The sequence below is a fragment of the Candidatus Methanoliparum sp. LAM-1 genome, assembly GCF_020885915.1.
Classification (GTDB): domain Archaea; phylum Halobacteriota; class Methanoliparia; order Methanoliparales; family Methanoliparaceae; genus Methanoliparum; species Methanoliparum thermophilum.
This window is the reverse complement of record NZ_AP025251.1, coordinates 757,109-776,753: the sequence shown is the minus strand read 5'-3', so window position 1 is coordinate 776,753 and position 19,645 is coordinate 757,109. Positions and strand designations below refer to the sequence as shown.

The 19,645-nt window shown below is 34.1% G+C and carries 22 protein-coding genes; 13 read left to right on the top strand and 9 right to left on the bottom strand.

Going from position 1 to position 19,645, the window contains the following annotated elements:
* The first annotated feature begins 115 nt into the window (after window positions 1–115).
* The gene (locus LPC15_RS04260; RefSeq protein WP_229234142.1) at window positions 116–1,408 is read left to right on the top strand and encodes an acetyl-CoA C-acetyltransferase; all 1,293 of its coding nucleotides are present in this window, start codon (window positions 116–118) and stop codon (window positions 1,406–1,408) included.
* Here the strand turns inward: LPC15_RS04260 and LPC15_RS04255 are convergent.
* Window positions 1,392–2,426 (bottom strand): THUMP domain-containing protein, encoded by a 1,035-nt coding sequence (locus LPC15_RS04255; protein WP_229234141.1) that lies wholly within the window; start codon window positions 2,424–2,426, stop codon window positions 1,392–1,394. The two genes, LPC15_RS04260 and LPC15_RS04255, sit on opposite strands and share 17 nt — an antisense overlap.
* Window positions 2,427–2,586: 160 nt before the next feature.
* Between LPC15_RS04255 and LPC15_RS04250 the strand changes: the two genes are divergently transcribed.
* Entirely contained in the window at window positions 2,587–3,186 is a 600-nt protein-coding gene (locus tag LPC15_RS04250) for an MBL fold metallo-hydrolase (protein ID WP_229234140.1), read from the top strand.
* 73 nt (window positions 3,187–3,259) lie between these two features.
* Here LPC15_RS04250 and LPC15_RS04245 read toward each other — a convergent pair whose 3' ends face one another.
* From LPC15_RS04245 to LPC15_RS04235, 3 genes are all read right to left on the bottom strand, one after another.
* Window positions 3,260–4,009, bottom strand: a complete 750-nt coding sequence (locus LPC15_RS04245) for a DNA polymerase sliding clamp (RefSeq protein ID WP_229234139.1) — start codon at window positions 4,007–4,009, stop codon at window positions 3,260–3,262.
* Window positions 4,010–4,089: 80 nt separating this feature from the next.
* Window positions 4,090–4,413 carry a transcription factor S gene (locus LPC15_RS04240; RefSeq protein ID WP_229234138.1) on the bottom strand — a complete coding sequence of 108 codons (324 nt, stop codon included), beginning with the start codon at window positions 4,411–4,413 and terminating at the stop codon, window positions 4,090–4,092.
* Window positions 4,391–4,801, bottom strand: a complete 411-nt coding sequence (locus LPC15_RS04235) for an NUDIX domain-containing protein (protein ID WP_229234137.1) — start codon at window positions 4,799–4,801, stop codon at window positions 4,391–4,393. The genes LPC15_RS04240 and LPC15_RS04235 overlap by 23 nt, the downstream gene beginning before the upstream one ends.
* Before the next feature lie 70 nt (window positions 4,802–4,871).
* Between LPC15_RS04235 and artA the strand changes: the two genes are divergently transcribed.
* The 6 genes from artA to larE all read left to right on the top strand — a co-directional run bounded on the left by artA (window position 4,872) and on the right by larE (window position 10,513).
* The gene (gene artA, locus LPC15_RS04230) at window positions 4,872–5,672 is read left to right on the top strand and encodes an archaeosortase A (RefSeq protein ID WP_229234136.1); all 801 of its coding nucleotides are present in this window, start codon (window positions 4,872–4,874) and stop codon (window positions 5,670–5,672) included.
* Between the two features lie 114 nt (window positions 5,673–5,786).
* Window positions 5,787–6,455, top strand: coding sequence for a DUF5612 domain-containing protein (locus LPC15_RS04225; protein ID WP_229234135.1), 669 nt, complete (start codon window positions 5,787–5,789; stop codon window positions 6,453–6,455).
* Between the two features lie 34 nt (window positions 6,456–6,489).
* Entirely contained in the window at window positions 6,490–6,969 is a 480-nt protein-coding gene (locus LPC15_RS04220; protein WP_229234134.1) for an Lrp/AsnC family transcriptional regulator, read from the top strand.
* The gene (locus tag LPC15_RS04215) at window positions 6,966–8,117 is read left to right on the top strand and encodes a pyridoxal phosphate-dependent aminotransferase (RefSeq protein WP_229234133.1); all 1,152 of its coding nucleotides are present in this window, start codon (window positions 6,966–6,968) and stop codon (window positions 8,115–8,117) included. Before LPC15_RS04220 ends, LPC15_RS04215 begins: the two co-directional genes overlap by 4 nt.
* Before the next feature lie 31 nt (window positions 8,118–8,148).
* Window positions 8,149–9,648 (top strand): tRNA sulfurtransferase, encoded by a 1,500-nt coding sequence (locus LPC15_RS04210; protein ID WP_229234132.1) that lies wholly within the window; start codon window positions 8,149–8,151, stop codon window positions 9,646–9,648.
* Window positions 9,649–9,715: 67 nt separating this feature from the next.
* Complete coding sequence (larE, locus tag LPC15_RS04205; RefSeq protein WP_229234131.1) at window positions 9,716–10,513, top strand: ATP-dependent sacrificial sulfur transferase LarE; 798 nt, start codon at window positions 9,716–9,718, stop codon at window positions 10,511–10,513.
* Between the two features lie 78 nt (window positions 10,514–10,591).
* On the opposite strand, the gene LPC15_RS04200 is transcribed toward larE, so the two are convergent.
* The gene (locus tag LPC15_RS04200) at window positions 10,592–11,806 is read right to left on the bottom strand and encodes an acyl-CoA dehydrogenase family protein (RefSeq protein ID WP_229234130.1); all 1,215 of its coding nucleotides are present in this window, start codon (window positions 11,804–11,806) and stop codon (window positions 10,592–10,594) included.
* A gap of 154 nt (window positions 11,807–11,960) precedes the next feature.
* On the opposite strand from LPC15_RS04200, the gene trmY reads away from it, so the two are divergent.
* Window positions 11,961–12,569: a tRNA (pseudouridine(54)-N(1))-methyltransferase TrmY gene (gene trmY, locus LPC15_RS04195; RefSeq protein WP_229234129.1), complete on the top strand. Its 609-nt coding sequence runs from the start codon at window positions 11,961–11,963 to the stop codon at window positions 12,567–12,569.
* A gap of 70 nt (window positions 12,570–12,639) precedes the next feature.
* Here the strand turns inward: trmY and LPC15_RS04190 are convergent, their stop codons facing one another.
* Entirely contained in the window at window positions 12,640–13,527 is an 888-nt protein-coding gene (locus tag LPC15_RS04190; protein ID WP_267496926.1) for an MBL fold metallo-hydrolase, read from the bottom strand.
* A gap of 24 nt (window positions 13,528–13,551) precedes the next feature.
* Window positions 13,552–14,763, bottom strand: a complete 1,212-nt coding sequence (locus LPC15_RS04185; protein WP_229234127.1) for a proteasome-activating nucleotidase — start codon at window positions 14,761–14,763, stop codon at window positions 13,552–13,554.
* 63 nt (window positions 14,764–14,826) lie between these two features.
* Between LPC15_RS04185 and LPC15_RS04180 the strand changes: the two genes are divergently transcribed.
* From LPC15_RS04180 to LPC15_RS04165, 4 genes are all read left to right on the top strand, one after another.
* The gene (locus LPC15_RS04180) at window positions 14,827–15,288 is read left to right on the top strand and encodes a multiprotein bridging factor aMBF1 (RefSeq protein WP_229234126.1); all 462 of its coding nucleotides are present in this window, start codon (window positions 14,827–14,829) and stop codon (window positions 15,286–15,288) included.
* A 27-nt stretch (window positions 15,289–15,315) separates the two neighbouring features.
* Window positions 15,316–15,900, top strand: a complete 585-nt coding sequence (locus LPC15_RS04175) for an L-threonylcarbamoyladenylate synthase (protein ID WP_229234125.1) — start codon at window positions 15,316–15,318, stop codon at window positions 15,898–15,900.
* A 77-nt stretch (window positions 15,901–15,977) separates the two neighbouring features.
* Window positions 15,978–16,931, top strand: a complete 954-nt coding sequence (locus LPC15_RS04170; protein WP_229234124.1) for a glycosyltransferase — start codon at window positions 15,978–15,980, stop codon at window positions 16,929–16,931.
* A gap of 23 nt (window positions 16,932–16,954) precedes the next feature.
* A complete protein-coding gene (locus tag LPC15_RS04165) occupies window positions 16,955–17,821 on the top strand; it encodes a UbiA family prenyltransferase (protein ID WP_229234123.1) in 867 nt (288 codons plus the stop codon).
* Window positions 17,822–18,306: 485 nt separating this feature from the next.
* Here the strand turns inward: LPC15_RS04165 and LPC15_RS04160 are convergent, their stop codons facing one another.
* Window positions 18,307–18,870: an HET-C-related protein gene (locus LPC15_RS04160; protein ID WP_229234122.1), complete on the bottom strand. Its 564-nt coding sequence runs from the start codon at window positions 18,868–18,870 to the stop codon at window positions 18,307–18,309.
* Window positions 18,871–18,964: 94 nt separating this feature from the next.
* On the bottom strand, window positions 18,965–19,411 hold the full coding sequence (locus tag LPC15_RS04155) for a hypothetical protein (protein ID WP_229234121.1): 447 nt from the start codon (window positions 19,409–19,411) through the stop codon (window positions 18,965–18,967).
* Window positions 19,412–19,645 lie beyond the last annotated feature (234 nt).

The following is a 19,645-nucleotide window of genomic DNA, read 5'->3' as shown; positions in this document are numbered from 1 at the left end:
TTTATATCGTATATATGGATCTTCTGAGGTTTTCTATAAATAATAAATATAAATATGATAATCGATAACATAAGTACTATATACAGATTATATGTTATAACACTCGATGATAAGAATGAAATCGAATGAAGTAGTTATAATAGATGGGATTAGGACGGCTATCGGTAATTTTGGCGGATCATTAAAAGATATACCTGCAAAAAATCTCGGTGCTATCGTTATAAAAGAAATACTTAAAAAATCCGGTCTCAAACCAAAATTTGGAGAAAAAAATCCATATTTTGCTCCTAATGCTATTGATAAAGGTTTATGTGACGTTGAAAAGAAATATTACGATTGGGATGAAGGATTAAAAGAGATCTCGATCGATGAGGTAATAATGGGAAACGTTCTTCAGGCAGGACAAGGACAGAACCCGGCAAGACAAGCATCGATCTATGCTGGTATCCCAAAGGAGACACCTACATATACAGTAAATAAAGTATGCGGTTCAGGATTAAAATCTATAATTCTCGGAGCCCAGGCAATCAAATCAGGAGATGCAGAGATTATAATTGCAGGAGGAATGGAGAATATGAGTTATGCACCTTATGCTCTACCATCTGCAAGATGGGGTTATAGGATGAATATTAATGCTTTTGGGGAGATAATGGATATTATGGTTTATGACGGTTTATGGGAGATCTTCTATGGCTATCATATGGGAGTTACTGCAGAGAACATAGCCGAAAAGTACTCGATATCAAGGGAGGAACAAGACGAGATAGGGTTAAGAAGTAACCAATTAGCATTAAAGGCTACAAAAGAGGGTAAATTTAAGGATGAAATAGTGCCTGTTCCTGTAAAAAAGAAAAAAGAGACTGTGTTGTTCGATACCGACGAGCATCCGAGAGAGACAAGTATGGATTTAATGGCAAAATTGCCTCCTGCATTCAAGAAAGATGGAAAAGTAACTGCTGGAAATGCATCAGGGATAAACGATGCGGCTGCATCCGTCCTTTTAATGCTGAAAGAGAAGGCTGAAGAGTTAAACCTTAATCCTATGGCAAGAATAGTATCTTACGCATCCGGTGCAGTTGATCCTGCCTATATGGGTCTTGGGCCGATTCCTGCAACAAGAAAAGCTCTCGAAAAGGCGAATCTTACCATCGACGATATAGATCTGATAGAGCTTAACGAGGCGTTTGCTTCTCAGACGATAGCATGCATTAAAGAGCTTGGCATAGATCTGGATAAAACCAACGTAAACGGCGGTGGTATAGCTTTAGGCCATCCTATCGGCTGTACAGGAACGAGGCTCATCGTTACATTAATACATGAAATGAAACGGAGAAACCTTAAAAGAGGCTTGGCTACCATGTGTATTGGCGGTGGGATGGGTATAGCTATGATCATAGAGAGGGACTGACGACCAAAATTTTTCTTACCAGACTTCCGTGTACCCGTTGCTCGTAATATCCTACTCTTTTGAATCCGATACTCTCTGCTAAATCCGAGATGTTGTCTCTCGATACGATGACACACCGTCCTCTCGATACTCTATATAATTCCTCTAAAGATTTCTGATAGAGTTCTTTCATACTCTTTCCGAAGATAGGGGAAGATCGCCCGTAAGGCATATCTACAACTACTCCATCTATCGTTTTATCTTTAAATGGTAAGTATCTTGAGTCAGCCACTATAAAATGATATTTTGGTTGGAGAACTCGTCCGATATTTGATACAAAATTAAGATTTTGTATGGCACCTTTTACTACCTTTTTCCGTATATCAGATCCTATTGCTTTTAAATTCATTAAAATTCCTTCTATAAGCATAGAACCGGTGCCGCACATTGGATCGAGAAGTATCTCCCCCTCTTTTAATGCACATAGATTTACAAAGACTCTGGAATATTTAGGTTTGATGATGCCAGGATAAAAAAATGGTAAATCTTTGTATGATATTTTCTCAAGATCTTCATACGAAGTAATCTTTCTACCGATTATAGCCTTATTTTTGCAAAGTATAATCCTTATCTCAATATCAGGATTTGTTAAATTTATTTTAAACCCCTTATTTTTGAATATCCTTCCAACTCTTCTCTCTAACTCTAAACAGATTTTATCAGATTTTTCCACTTTTTTGCATCTTACACGTAAAGAAAGATTTTTGTTTTTATCTTCATCGTCCAGTTTGATCTTTATCGCCTGTTTAATTATATCATCTTTGTCCAATTCTGTTATGGCAAGCACTTCTGATACGTATTTTGTCAAGCCTAGATACTGAAACTTTCTTTTATACTTCGTAGTATACTCATCTTGCTTTAAATCTAAAACTAAGGCAGTTTTAAAATCTAAAATAACCTTATATTCATCAAATGATGAGAAAACTTCGGCTTTAGAAAGTATTTCATCTTCTCCGGATAATTCGAATAAGAGTTTCATATCTATTCTATCATCATTTAATCGTTATTTTATCCATAAAACTTTGCCTTTGGATATGTTGAAAATTAGGAAATTTGTTAGTTTTATATAGATACCAAATTTATATAAAGGATGTTGGATTTTTAATATATTTTGAGAAGTATTCTTATGAGGTGAAAAAATGAGATTGATCGATGAGGTTTATATTTATCCCGAAAGAGGGTTCTTAGATTGTAATACTTACGTAGTAGGAGATGCAATTATCGATCCAGGATCACCTGCATACCTGAAAAATAAAATAAAAGAAATGGATCAGGATAAAATAGATATCGATGACATAAGATATATAATAAATACGCATCTACATCCGGATCATAGCGGAGGAAACGAGGATTTTGCAAAAGAATTTAAGGCGAAAATTGCGGTTTATGAGGAGGTAAAGCAGTATTATAGTTATTATGATCAGTTATTTGAAAAAAATATAAAATTAAACGATATAGAGATTGATGTATTGCATACACCCGGACACTCTCCCGAGAGTATATCCTTGTATATACCAAAAAAGAAGGTATTACTTTGCGGAGATTTGGTATTCAAACAGGGTGTTGGTAGAGTAGATCTAATCGGAGGTAATGCCGAAAAATTGAAAGAGTCTATAAATAGCGTCTCTAATTTGGATATCGAATATCTTTTACCAGGACATGATTCTATTATTCAAGGTAGCGATAATGTCAAGAAGAATTTCTTATATATCAAAAAATCATACTTCTGGCTACTTTGAAAACCTTCGGTTCTTTTCGAATCTTCGATTTGTGATGCAGGAACGTGGTTCTGCTCGAAAACCCACAGATCCTTCAATAGCCTTCTTCTACTCTTGGTGCTAATAGATACTCTATGAATCCTTCATGTTTGGCAATATTAGATTTCATCAGTATAGGGAAATCGTTACCGATATGTAATTCCACGTCTTCTTGATTTGTAAATACTTTAGCGATTTCTGATACATATTCTAGAGAAAACATCGATCTAACACTATTACCCTCTTTTATAGAATACTTCATCAACTCTTCCTTCGGAATGGATAAAAACATATCACGCATATTTCCTTTACTACTAATCTTTAATCCTTCGTTATCTGCATTGAAGATTATGTAATCACTGATCTTCTCTGCTGCTTTTACTGCTTTTTTAAAATCTTCTCCATTGATAACTGCTTCAACAGGAAGATCTATCTTAGGAGTCTTAGGCTCTTTTTTTATAGCATCTATATTCAAAAGCACGAGGGAATAACTCAGATTGCCCATAGAAAATTTTATCTTGCTATCTTTTTCTAAAAGTTCTATCTCTATTGGTTCACCCTTTTTTGCATCTTTCAGTAAATCATACGCAGTTTTAATGTTTAGACCGATTGATGAAGATGATGCATCAAAATAGTCAAAATCATCCTTTTTTAAATTTAAAGATACCATACATACGTTTGCATCATCTACGGCTTTGATATATATCCCCTCATCATTGAAATTCATCTTAACATCGTTAGATAGTATTGATACACCCATAAGTGCGTTCTTTATTACATCACCATTTATTAATGCCTTAAACATCACAAAATACCTCCTATTTTGTGAGCTACAAATTTTTTGATTTGTAACATTTTTATCTCACATCTTAAATCTTTAGTTCTTTAATTATATTCTCTCCATGTCTTCCCACATTTTGTACATCTAAAGAATCTTACCTCACTTTCATCGGCGCTTCTTAATTGTCTAAGCCACCAATATGCTTTATTATTACCACACTCTGGACATTTAACCTCGATCACAGGAAGGATTCCTTCACTCTGCTCTTCTAATATTGTGATATTATCATCCTTTTTCTTCTCCTTTATAATCATGTTATCCGTAGTTTCTGCTCTATCCGAATCTATCTCGTATCCACAGTTTCTGCATACCATCTTATTGTTATCAACAGGTAGCATAATACTCTTACATTTGGGACAAAACTTCATTTATATCCTCCATTGCATCATTTATCATCTGATTATGATCGAATGCTAGTTTTGGGATATTTTTAATAGGAAACAATTCGACCGATTCAGCATCCGTATCAGCCTTCAAATCTCCGTTACCAAATGCTAAATAACAAATAGAGATTATATGTCCACGAGGATCTCTATTAGGATCCGAATATACCCCAACAATCTTAATTATATCAGCATCCAGCCCAGTCTCTTCTTTTACCTCTCGTTTTAATGCTGATTCTGTCGTCTCTCCATATTCGACAAACCCGCCAGGAAGAGCGTATTGTCCTTTGAATGGTGGGTTTTTTCTCTTTATCAAGACTATACCTTTTTTATATAGAACTATTCCATCGACAGCCAATTTTAATGATGACATGCATAAATATCAAAAACTTAATATTCAAAAACTTTATCAAATCTATATTTATCTAACTATTAGGTTATTAATGAATGTTATGTGGATCGTTCTAGCAATTTTTTTAATAATTCTTATATTCGAACGGGTTGCTGAAAGGCTCGGTATTGATAGATGGTATAAACTATCCTCGATTGGCTGGATTTTTCTCTCAATATATTGGTTATCTTCTTTTATAGCTTATTTGGATACAGACGATTTTGTAAATATGTTATTAACTTTACTAGCAGCGATTTTCAGTTTTATTATTGCTTTTAAAATAATTATAGATAATAGAAAATATCCATGGAAGAATATAACATTATGGGTAACAATAAGCATTCTGATCATATTCCCTTTTTATAAGATCCCGATACTAAGAGATTTTTTAATAGATATGGTTGCCAATCATACTCTCTTTATACTATCATCCGTTTTTAATGCGTCAGGAGAGATCATCACAGATGCAACTATTATCTTGAATGGCTTCCCTGTCTCTATAGTTATAGGCTGTACGGCAATAGAAAGTATGGCATTTTTTGCTGGTCTTATCTTATGTCTAAACGCTCCTTTGAAAAGAAAAATTATAGCACTTGTATTTATTCCTGTAATATACATAGCAAATCTCTTTAGAAATGCTTTTGCGATTTACGCATATGGTAATCAATTGTTTCAATTTGGAATAATAGGTACAGCACACGAGAGCTTTTTTTGGGCACATAACGTGATAGCAAAGATCTATTCGTTCCTAGTTGTAGTAATATTGGCTTATCTAACTTTCAAAATATTTCCAGAGTTTTTAACACTGATTGAGGATATAATCAGCAGTTTTAAAAAGGATGTTGATAAATAAATACGGGAGCGATGAAAATCTTTTTGATTAAAGGTAATTTTATATATAGGATTATAGCAAACAAGATTTAATATGGCTTAATATTGCAGTATTAAAAAGGATAGAGATCTTGTTATGGATAAATTTGCTATTGTTTTGATATGTAACAATGTTCCGGGTGTTCTCAGGGATGTTTCTTCTTTGATAGCAGATTTTGGATTGAATATTATGTATACTCAGCAATACATCATTGATAAAGGTCCAAACAAAGGTAAAGCATCGATACATTTTGAAATAGAAGGAGAGTTTGAAGAGAAGGACGCTCTTGTATCTTCTTTAAAGAAGATCAAGAATGTAGATTACGTCGGTCTTTACCATACGTTTAAAGAGATATGGGGAAAGAGAGTGATAATAATTGGAGGTGGTGCTCAAGTTGCTCAGGTAGCAATAGGTGCCATAAACGAGGCAGATAGACACAACATTCGTGGAGATAGGATAAGCATCGATACAATCCCATTAGTTGGAGAGGATACGATAGCAGATGCTGTAAATGCAGTATCTAGAACACATCGTTCGTCTATTTTAGTTCTTGCAGGTAGTTTAATGGGAGGAAGGATCACAAAAGAAGTGGAACATCTTAAGGAGGAAGAGATACCTGTCATCTCTTTAAATATGGCAGGTAGTGTTCCAAAGGTTTGTGATTTGGTCGTTACAGATCCTATACAGGCAGGAACCTTTGCTGTTATGCATATAGCAGATAGTGCAAAATTTGATATAAACAGGGTTAAAGGAAGGAAATTTTAAATATAAACAGACGCATAAAAAGGTGTTATTAATAATGGATGAGATACTTAAAATTTTGGAAGATGATGCAAGAATCTCATATAAGGAATTGACTGAGATAACCGGTTTAAGTGAGGAAGAGATAGAAAAAAAAGTCAAAGAGTATGTGGATAAAGGTATAATCAAGCGATTCAAGGCGGTTATCGATTTAGAAAAAGTTGGAGAGGAGAAAGTTTATGCAATAGTGGATTTAAAGTTGAATCCTGTAAGAGGAGAGGGCTATGATCTCACTGCCAAGAGAATATCCAATTTTCCTCAGGTTAAAGAGGTTTATCTGGTCTCTGGTGCATATGATCTCTCTGTTTTAGTAGAGGGAGATAATATTAAAGATGTCGCCTTCTTCGTATCTGATAAATTGGCTACTTTGGATAGGGTATATCATACCACGACTCATTTTATTCTGAAAAAGTACAAAGAATATGGAGAGACATTGTTCGAGACTGAAAAAAATCATAGGTTGGCTATATCATTATGATCTCTAAAAGAGTTAGTAAGATATCGTCATCGGGCATAAGAAAATTTTTTGATCTTGTACTTGGAGCAGAAGATGTTATCTCTTTAGGTGTGGGTGAACCCGATTTTATCACACCATGGGAGATAAGAGAATCGGCAATATACGCTATAGAAAAAGGATATACTTCTTATACGTCTAATTATGGTTTGTTAGAATTAAGAAAAGCCATTTCTAAGTATATCTACGACAAACACGGGGTTTCATATAATTATGAGGATGAAATCCTGATAACTTCTGGGGTAAGCGAGGCATACGATCTTGCAATAAGGACTATTACAGATCCGGGAGACGAAATCATAGTTGTAGAACCATCTTATGTCGCTTATAAGCCATGTATTATTCTTGTTGATGGAGTAGCAGTCTCTTTACCAACATCAATCGAGAATAATTTTGTTCCAACGTATGAAGAGATAGAAAAAAAGATTACCGATAAAACGAAGGCTATCGTATTGAATTATCCTAATAATCCTACTGGAGCTATACTTAATAAGAAACAGATGGAAGAGATCGCAGATGTGGTTGTTAATCACGATTTAATACTCATAAGTGATGAAATATACGAAGATTTGACCTACAACGGCAAACATATATCTTTCTCGTCTTTGAACGGGATGAAGGATAGAACAATCCTTTTAAATGGTTTTTCAAAGGCTTATGCCATGACAGGGTGGAGAGTAGGGTATATCGCATCTAATAAAGAGATTATAGAGGGTGCAGTTAAGATCCATCAATACACATCTATTTGTGCACCAATAATGTCTCAAATGGCGGCTATAGAGGCAATAACCAATGGAAATAATACAAAACAAGAGATGATTGATGAATATAATCGAAGAAGACGAATTATTGTAGGCAGGCTTAAAGAGATGGGATTAAATCTATCAGAAACTAAAGGAGCTTTTTACGTTTTCCCATCGTTAAACGGTTATCTTGGATCAGAAGAGTTTTCTGAGCGTTTATTAAAAGAGAAAAAAGTTGCTGTTGTTCCAGGGAATGCTTTTGGAGATTGTGGAGAAGGTTTTATTAGGATATCTTATGCAACGTCTAGAAAAAATTTAATAGATGCGGCGGATCGAATTAGCGAATTTTTAAATAGTCTCAAAGAATGAGAAGAGAGCTACAAAAAGATGATGAGTAAAAATGGGTAAACCGACTCTTTATCTAATCAGATATGATGAGTTGGCATTAAAATCTGACTATGTTAGGAAAAAGTGGGAAGATCAGCTGGTAAAGAGCATAAAGAGCCGTATTAAATCTTGTAATATTCGCCGCGAAAGAGGTAGAATTTGGGTATATTCTGGAGAGGATATATCATCCAAGTTAGGAAAGATACCAGGCATACATTCTTTCTCTTTATGTTATCCATGCACCTTGGACGATCTTAAAGATAACCTCTTAGAATTTGTCGAGAGATCGTTGAAAGATGAAAAGACATTTGCTTTAAGGGTTAAAAGAATAGGAGATCACAATTTTACTTCACAGGATGTAGCCCGACAAATGGGTGCTATAATTCAAGAAAACTATCCTTTTTTATCTGTTGATTTAGAAAATCCTGAAAAAGAGATATTCATAGAGATCAGAGATAGAGATTGTTATCTTTTTGATGACATAATTAAAGGAGTCGGTGGATTACCAGAAGGAGTCGAGGGCTCTGTATTGGGTTGTTTATCTTCAGAGTTGGATTTACTAGCCTGTTGGATGATGATCAAGAGAGGTTGTAATATCTGGGCGATAATCGATAAAGATTTCAACAAATCGGATGATCTATTAAAGGTTTTAAGAGAATTTAAACCAGATATTAAATCAAGTACCATCGAGGATTTAAAAACTAAAAAAATTCTGGGTATTGTGACAGGTGATATTAAAATACCATCGCAGAAAAATGAGAAAAGATATAAAATCCCGATATATCAACCACTAATTGGGTTAAAAAAGGATTATCTAGATAGATTTAAAAAATTCTTTAATATCAACCCTATGGATAAAAGATATGATTTATTGGATGAAAAACCGTTTTCACGAGTTGTCTCTTTGATGTCGGATGGAATCGATTCTCCTGTGGCTACCTATCTCTTATTAGATAAATATGTAGATGTCATTACAATCCATTTTGATAATTCTCCTTTTATCGATCAAGAGAGCTTACAAAAATATAAAAAAATAATAAACCATCTCAATAAATCTTTTAAAAGAAATATCAAAGCATACATAATTCCAAATGGTAAAAATTTAAAATTTTTGGCAAAAAATTGTAAAGAGAGTCTTCGTTGCATCTTATGCAAGAGAATGATGTTGAGAATTGCGGAAGATATCGCAGATAGAGAGAAGGCTAACGGTATAGTTACAGGGGAATCTATCGGGCAGGTGGCATCTCAAACGTTACATAACCTTTGTATCTTAAACCAGACGGTTGAAAAACAGATAATACGTCCTTTGATAGGAATGAATAAGATAGAAATTATAGAGATCGCCAAAAAGATAGGTACTTACGATATCTCTATATCACCCAGTTTAGAATGCAAGATCGTTCCTAAAAGTCCTGCTACTTCGGCAAGACTGGATGATGTAATGTACGAAGAGAGTAAGATAGATATAAAATTTTTAATCAACGAATCTATAAATAATGTATATATATGCTAAATTAGCGAAAACCAATCTGTATGCTACCTGAATAGTACAGATATGGATAATAAGATGTCGTGTAAATATGATTATAAGGGCCGATATCATCAAAAATAAACTTGATAGACTTGAAGAGGAGATTAGATATAGAAAAAAACTTCTAATATCTTTCTCTGGTGGGGTTGATAGTAGTTTATTGGCTAAGGTTGCAAAAGATGTTTTAGGTTATAGTAATGTCATATGCGTCTTTTTTGATTCGGATTTAATATCAAGATCCGAACGAGAGATGGCAAGAGCATTTTTAAAAAAAAATCTTATCGATTACAGAGTAGAAGAACTCCCGATTCTAAACGATGAAAATTTCATTAAAAATACGATAAAACGGTGTTATATCTGTAAAAAAGTATCATCCCGACTCTTGAAAAAGATAGCGATCGAAAAGGGGATAAGACATATAGCAGATGGTGTTAATCTATCCGATTTAAATGATTATCGGCCAGGAGTGATAGCTTCTAACGAAGAAGGAATTTGGCACCCGTATCTCGATGTCGGTATAAACAAAGAAGATATAAGAGAAATCTCAAGAATGATCGGGCTGCCTTTATGGGATAAACCATCTTCTGCCTGTCTGGCATCAAGGATACCTTTTGGCGAGGAGATTTATAAAGAGAGAATCTCTATGATAGAAGAAGCAGAAGGTTTCTTGAAGATGTTGGGGTTTGAAGATGTTAGAGTACGAAATCCAGGAAAAACAGCACGGATTGAGGCACGTAATGAGTATTTTAGTGGTATTATTCGATATAAAGAGGTTATATTAAAAAAATTTAAATCTCTCGGATTCGAAGATGTTTTTCTAGATTTAAATTCTCGTAAACGATCTTGACTTATGATTTTATAATAAAAAGATAGGATAAAAGATGATTAAAAAAATAAAAATGGGATTAGAGTATGGATAAAATATTTAAACGTACGCTGAGAATCCTTTTCCTAACATCTCGTAACCTGTTATTAATTTCATTATCTCGTTAGTCCCGTCTGGAACGGTCATCATTCTTGCATCTCTAAAGTATCTCTCTAAAGGCATCTCTGTAGATAAACCCATCCCACCATGAATCTGCGATGCTAGATACGTGGCTTTTACGGATCCATGACATGCATAGACTTTTGCCTCGGCAGAAAGACGTCTGGCTTCAGGAAGCCCTCTCTGAATAGCATATATCGCATTATAACCGAGCAACCTTGCCGTATCGACAAAAACTTGTATCTCGTAAAGCATCTCCTGTATTAGCTGGAACCTACCTATTTGCTTGCCAAATTGTATCCTCTCTTTAGCGTATTTCTTAGCTGCTTCCAATGCCGCCTCTGCAATTCCAACAGCACCTAAAGCCATACCAGCTCTTGCTGGGGTTAAAAGAGCCGTTGCAGGAGCCATTTTGGTAAACATGTTAACGAATCCTTCCATCTTTTCACCAAATTCTGCAAGTACTCCGCTACTCATAGCATTGCCGAACAGGTTGTTCATCTCATTATCAACAGGAGTCTCACAATCTTCAAAGAATAGTTCTCCTGTTGGATCTGCGTTCCATCCGATCTTATGTAACAAACTTGATCCGTATGGTGACTCTTCTTTGTCTACTAGTATAAATGTCGCCTCTCCATCAACTTTTGCTCCTACGAGGGTCATATCTTCTATAGTGGCGTTACTTATCCATGTCTTGTTCCCATTTATAACATATTTATCCCCTTTCTGCACAGCAGTTGTCTCTATTCCAGACGTATCGCAGCCATGAGCAGGCTCAGACTCACCAAAACATCCTATAAACTCGCCTCTCTCCATCCTTGGTATCCATTTATCTTTGACGTCATCTGTAGCAAAATTAACCAATATCCCAGGTAATGCAGTCATTCCAAATAGTGGAAGAAGAGACGCCCATACTCTCGATACTTCTTCAGCTACAATTCCATACATTATCATATCACCGAAAAGCTCGGTTATACATTCCATATCATAACCGATACCTACTTGTCTTAATTTTCTCATGATACCCAGCGCCTCTTCTCTTGTCAAAGCCCCTTTTTTATCCATGTCATCTGCTATTGGTGCAATCTCTTTCTGCAAAAATTCTCTCAGGCTATCTCTAAACAATTTTTGGTCTTCATCAAATTCGAAATCCATAATAAAATTAACGTTAACAACATAGTATATAAAACTTTTTAATATATCAAACTTATTCTTATTAAATCATGATAACAATTAATAAAATTTATATAAGAATCTGATACGATATTTTATAAAATAACCTTTTTCAATGATTCATAAAAGGTGAATAATGAGAGGGTTCTTGATTATTGGTAACAACGCAGTAGGCAAGCCGTTCAATCTTAACGATCTTCCTGGCAACGGACGAATGGATATATTATGCAGGTTTGTTGCCCAATCGCTATTTATCTCTCATGGTATAAGAAGAGATGTCGAGGTTTATTTACTGCTATTAGGCAATCCTAACGATCCTAAAACTATAAAAATATCAGGAAGATACGTTCGAGGGATGAGACCTGATGAAAGAAGCATTGGTGGCTTAATCAACAAAGCATTACGCATTCGATATACTGACGGGTGGGTCATGAGTACCCCTGGTATATTCGTATCGAGAAAAGATCTATCCGATTTGCTAAAAGATATCTGTAAAGAGAAAAAATATAATACTATAGCTTATCTACGGGAAGACGGGAAAGATATAAGAGATTTCATCAAAAAGGAGAAAAATGATATTCTTTTTATCACAGGAGACCATTTAGGATTAAATGATGATAACGAGAAAATTGTATTAAATAACACGGAAAATATTGTAGCGATACCAACTTTATCATTGCAGGCGGATCAATGTATAGTTATTATAAACTACGAGCTTGATCTTTTAGAAAAAAATGCGATTTAAAATTCAGTAATTTTAATAATATCGGATTGGTTCAGGTTTTTTACCATTTTTATTTATTCTGCTATCCTTACTATGCATATCTGTCTCTTGCATATAATTCCTTTCTTCTCGCCTCGAGCAGATTATTCTCTTCTCTCATAAACTCAGCAGCGGATAATATCTTAACTCCCAGATCTTCCGAATAATCGTATAATCTCTCTATCTTATCTCTATACTTTAAATCTCTCATAAAATGGTGATCTATAATTATCTCTTTGACGTTTGTATCGCTCATTATATTTTCTAAATTTTCAATAGACCTTTCCAATGCGAGATACGAGTAGGATCTACCCAAAAGATAAGTCATAGGACCATCTACAAAGAGAATATCTGGAGATTTTTCAATTACGAATTTCACCTGTTCGTCTGTCGATGGACCTTCAACATCGCTTGTAAATAAAAAACCTTTCTCTCCATCAGAGACAAAGACTTGAATTACATACCCAAGCCGTGCATTAACTCCGTGAAAGACAGGACTCGAAAAACAGATGTGTATATCTTCAAGATCTAACTCTTTTCCATCCGCTATGATAATAGACGGTTTTTCACTTTTATTTATTCTTGAAATGTTTTTTAATAATATATCTGCCCTATTTTTCTGGTTTTTGTTGATGTATATATTGTAATCTTTCATAAAGAGGGTTTTTTCTTTTAAAAGATCGGTTGCTAAAGGGTTGTAATGATCATAATGGTAATGTGTTATGGCTACAAGATCACTTTTTTTAAGATATTTCTCTATTTTAAGCCATAATTCTTCTTTCTTATTTATTTCAATCTGGTGTGGAGGAAGATTAAATCTTTTAGGAGCTAATTCTACCCCAGGATCTATAATCATCGATAAATTGGTTGATTTTAAAAAAGTAGACATAGATCGTGCCCCCATACTTTCGGAGGCTAATATATCAATAGTAAAAACCATTTTAAGATTTACTTATGTTTGATATCATACATATATACTTCCAAATTGCGACTTCTTGTACGAGTAATGCGATCCCCCACGTAAGACAGTTTCAACCGCTATTAAAAAGTCGGTCATTGATACAATCTTTTTCTCGTTTCTTATAGCGTTCATTCCTGCTTCAGTGGTTATCGCCTTAATATCCGCACCTGTCGATCCTTCAGAGAGCCGAGCGATCTCTCTTAAATCTACATCTTTCGCAATAGGCATATTCTTTGTATGGATCTTTAATATATCGATCCTACCTTCCAAAGTTGGTAAAGGCACCTCTATCAGCCTATCAAATCTACCTGGTCTGAGCAACGCATCATCCAGCATATCTATCCGGTTGGTTGCTGCTAATATCTTCACGTTTCCCCTTGCATCGAAGCCATCTATCTCTGCGAGAAGCTGCATCAATGTCCTCTGTACTTCTCTATCTCCAGACGTGGTATCATACCGTTTAGACGCTATAGCATCGATCTCATCTATAAAGAGAATCGTTGGAGCTTTTTCTCGAGCTAACTGGAAGAGTTCTCTAACCATCCTGGCACCTTCTCCAATGTATTTTTGGACCAACTCAGATCCAATTACTCGTATAAAAACAGCATCTGTTGAGTTAGCTACCGACTTGGCAAGCATTGTTTTGCCTGTTCCAGGTGGTCCATATAACAAAACACCACTAGGCGGATTTATACCAATACTATTGAATAGATCAGGCCGTTTTAACGGTAATTCTACGGTCTCTTTTATAGCCTTTATCTGATCTTTTAATCCGCCTATATCATTAAAACTTACATCAGGAGCATTAATCACCTCCATACCACAAACAGATGGATCTTTAGGCATTGGAATAATATCTACAATTGCAGAAGTTTGTTGATTTAATACTACATTATCTCCTGCCGTTAAATTCTTATCAAAAGATTTTGGTGCGTTTACCATGAACCGAGGACCTGCACTACTCTTTATTATGACCCTATCATCATCCAATATGTCCAATACCGTTCCTAAAAGTAAAGGAGGCATATGCATCCTTTCAAGTTCATTTCTCAATCTTCTATTCTCTCTCTCATATTGTAATCTATAATTTTCAAAAGATCTCTTTTCTTCTTCTAACTTCTCACACAGCCTCTTTAATTTTAAATTTTTATCTTCCAGTTGATTTATACGATCCATCAAGTATTTTTTGAATTCATCATCAGTATTGTATTCCATCTTTTATCATACCCATAAACTATTTTAGTGATTATCGTATATATTCTTTTTGGAGTATAGATTATGGAATGTGAAATTTGTGGAGAGAATATAAAAGGGGAGGCAACAACCATCGAGATAAATGGCACGATCATGAATGTCTGTCCAAAATGTTCTAAATTTGGTAAAAAAGTGTTTATTAAAAAAGATAGAGAAAATAGGAGACCTTTAGTTCAAAAAACGACAAAAAATGTTATTGATCTAAAAGAAGAGCTCGTTTCGGGATATTATGAGATAATAAGAAGAGAGAGAGAAAAAAGATGCTGGGATCAAAAAGATCTAGCTAAAAAGATCAATGAAAAGGAGAGTATTATTAAAAAGATAGAAAAAGGGGATATTAGTTTAGATGATAAAATCAGAGAAAAGCTTGAGAGATTGTTTAAAATAAAATTAACGGAGCCAATAAAGGATGTTCATACGCATAAGATCGATAATGTCAAAAGAGACCTTACATTAGGAGATGTTGTTAACATAAAAAGAAAATGATCGTTTTTAGCTAAAAAAGGTATTTGCATGAAGATTTCTGTAACTATTGAAGATGCAATAAATTCGTTAAAACGTAAAAAAATTGTAGTTTATCCTACTGAGACTGTTTATGGTTTGGGATGTGATATTTATTCTAAAAATGCTGTAAAAAAGATATATGAGATTAAAAAAAGGCCATTTGATAAACCGTTATCTATCGCTGTAGTGGATTTTGATACGATAGAGAATTTTGCTTTTATACCCAACAGAGATATACTGCGTATTCTTTTATCCAGACCGGTTACTGTCATATTAAAGAAGAAAAAATCCGTTCCAGATTATATTACAGGCGGTTCAGATAAGGTAGGTATCAGATTACCACAACACCCGATCGCTTACGATCTTATCAAAAAGTTTGGCTCTCCTATTACTTCTACAAGCGCAAATATTTCGGGTGAAAATCCTCCTAATAGTATAGATCAAATTATGCTCGATATCCCATATATAGATGGAGGCACTGTATCCGGTATTCCTTCCACCATCGTTGATCTGGTTGATAAAAGAATAGTACGGAGCGGTATCGATGATGATTTTGTCAAGAATGTATTAAAGGATTTTGTAAAAAAGATATAAATATTAATACAAATATTAATCATATATATTTATATATGTGGTACTCGATCCTTTTTTGAAGATTTCCGGGAAAGATTATGAAAAGAACAAATCTATCAAGTATTGGTATCTCTGTGGGTATCACTGTTAAGAACGATAAAGGTATAGTCGATACAATCGGTAGTATATTACACCAATTAAGATTGCCTGATGAAATAGTGATAGTAGATGCTTTTTCGACCGATGGGACAAAAGAGGCGATAGAAGAGACGATTGCTTATTACGAGTATTTTGAAATACCATTCTTCCTCATACAAAAAGAAGGTAATATCGCTGTAGGAAGGAACGAGATTATAAATAGATCGTCATTTGAATATGTGGCAATGACCGATTCTGATTGTATAACCGATTATAAATGGTTATATGAGCTTGAAAAATCTGTCTTGTCGGACAAGACTATAGATGTTGTAGGGGGTTCTGCAGGAATATTTGGTGACGGTGTTTTATCCGATATTAAAGAACACAATCCGGCATTTGTAGAGATTAACGGAGTAAAGATCGATTATGCACATCAAACGCGAAACGTCCTGCTCAAAAAAGATACAATAAAAAATCTCGGTGGTTTTAATCCTGAATATATATTATTTGAGGATATGGATATGATGTATAGGATAGCAAAATCCGGTGGTAATATTGTTTACAATCCTAAAGCAAGAATCTACCATAGAAATTCTCCCAACATAGAGAGATATATGACAAAAATATTAAACAATGCTATATGGAGTGCAAAATTTGCTATAGATCATCCAGACACGTTTGGTGGTGAATCGAACGTTGGCAATATGGTTGGAAAAGCGTTGGTTGAAGGACTGACGGGTGTTATGATGGTAGTTGCTGGTACCCTCATAGATAAAACAGATATCTACAATCCTATTGATCGTCTATTTTATGGATTGATAGGCATAATAGAAGGAGTAATCAATGAGTTGGCTTTTCCAATAGATCAAACATCTCGTTTATTACAGATGCTCGCATCATTGATTGATCGGTAACGTTAATCAATACTTAAACTACTATGACATCGATCCCTTTGTCGGCAAGACCATTTGCTCTTTGGATGTATTATTATGAATCTTTCATGACAGGATTTGTTATAACTCTACTATCTGGTATAACATTAAGCACGTTATCCTCTCCGGAGATAATATTATCCGCGCTCAGTATGGGGTTTATCTTCATATCTGCATTTATGTTCAACGATATTATAGATAGAGATCTGGACTTTAATTCAGGCAAACATTGGAAGTTTACATATAAAAATCCTAAAGATGTAAGGATCCTGCTCAGGTCGTCTATATTTTTATGCACTGTATCGCTTCTTATTACCGCTATCATAGGTCTTTTTCAATTTGTAATAGCATCTATATCTGTATCGATGGTGGTGCTCTATTCTAAATTTTTTAAAAATACAAAAATTGTAGATATGATCTCTAATTTTTGTTTGGGTACAGCACCACTCTTAATGGTAGGATACGTAGGACCGATATTGCTCCTTTTTGGATTTACCAGCCTTCTTGTATTTATTAACGGCGGCATCGTCGATAGAGATAAGGATGCTATATATGGTATAAAGAATACTTTTACCAGTATCAATCTGAATAAAAACCTTAAGATCCAAAAAACGATCTCTCTTATGATTCTGTTAAGTGCTATCTTTATTATAACATACTATGCTGCATTCTCAACCTTTAGGTATACGTATTTTACATACTTTATCTTTTCAGTATATCTTATCTTATCTGCATTATCTGTCTTATTATTATCTTATGTAAACAAATCTTTGATAGAGAGACCATTAAAAATTAGATGGATGGAGCTATACTCGATAGTCGGATTGATCCGTCTTTTTACATTATTTCCCATAGGTATCATTATTACATAGATAATAAAATAGATACTTAATGAATAAGTTTAAACAAGATTTTAATGTATTAATGTAAAGAAGAGTTTTGAATAACTTTGTTGATTATTTAAAATATAATTCAGGTTAAACTTGCATAAGGATATATAAATTTTAAAATATTTTGTTAAAAAGGTGTATCTATGAATCTATTTGAAGATCTTCCGTTATTATTTTCCGTCATTCTGATGACTTTTTTTATTGCAGCAATTATCATCGTCACATTAGTAAACTATTTGAAAGATAAAGAGGGTTTTAAAAAGACAATCGGGGCATCTTCCCGGGATTTTTGGTTACTTTTTTCGTTACTCGTTGCGATCTTCTGTATTCTTTTATCTTTATCGATTTTTATGATTTATACGTAAATATTTTAATAATATCATCTAAAGTGATTTTAGATACCTTTTAAACGACCCCCACTTGTATAAAAAGTACTGGCTACCGTTGTGTTTAAGGTTTTAATATGTTTATCTAATAGATGCCATAAGAGAATTAACGATATCCATCACTTTTGATATTATCGGATTTATAAATGGAGATATCGCCTCTATAATTGGATTTAACATGGAAGACAGATATTCTATATACGGTGATAATGATTGTAGTAGAGAATTCAACATATCTAAGATTTTATCAACGACAGGAACTACCAGATCCAGCACAGGACCTATTAAACCGGTTACCAATGGTATTGAAGATTTAATCAACTTAGAGATATCAAGTTCTGACATGATTCCAGAGACCATATTTGAAATAATCTCCGGATTGTTACCAAGCGCTGCAGTGGTATTTTCTATCATTTTTACAATTGATTTTGTATCTAAATTGGATAAAGTCCCGAGTACCATATCTGGTTTATCACTCACAACATCAAGAACGTTATTTACAAGTTCTGAAACGGCTGAAATATCTTCTTCGCTTACAGACTTCATTGAAAACTTTATTATATCTACCGCTGGTGGACCGATCAGCCTTACCAGTCCACCGACCAATCCGTCCATAAACCCTTTTTTAGATGTTTTTTCACTCATTTCTATCATCTTTTCCCCTTTCTTATATAAATATTAATTATTATATTAAATATAAACTTTCGTATTAAATAATATAAAACTTATTAAATAAGTTTTATGATATAGACGGAGAAAACATGCCGAGTAAAGAATTCAATGCTTTTATCAGAACATCGATTATCGGTCCCAATATCTTGCTTAAAGATTCGACAATCGGACCAGCCATCTCTAATAATGGGCTTATGAAGTTTAGTACGGGACTGAGCTTATCAAGCAAAGTCTCGATTATTGGTCCAATAAAGCTTAATATGGGATCTAATAATCTCATAAGCAATGGCAGAAGCGCACCGGCAAGCGATGATATAATCTCTCCTAAATTTATAGAAGAAAGTGCATCAATGGCAGTATTAAGAAGCTCAGGAATCATTTTTACGATAGATTTTATAAATTCTGGTGATAATATCGATTTTGTAATTCCAAGAACTATCGGTGCTGCCGTATCGGCTAAACTACCCATCAAATTACCTAATATCTCTCCAACATTTATTTGATTTTCACTCATATTATATTATTTTATTTAATCTAATATATATAAATTACTATTATTTATTAGAACGAATTCTTTAAATATTACAAATTTACTATAACAGAAGTTTTAAAACATTCTTGAGCGTATGTTTAAATTTGGTCTATTGATTTATTTATATACCACAATACAATAACAACCGTTTATGGAGACGGCTCTTTTTAATATTAATAGAGTCGCTCTATAACATTGGTAATAAAAGATAAAAGG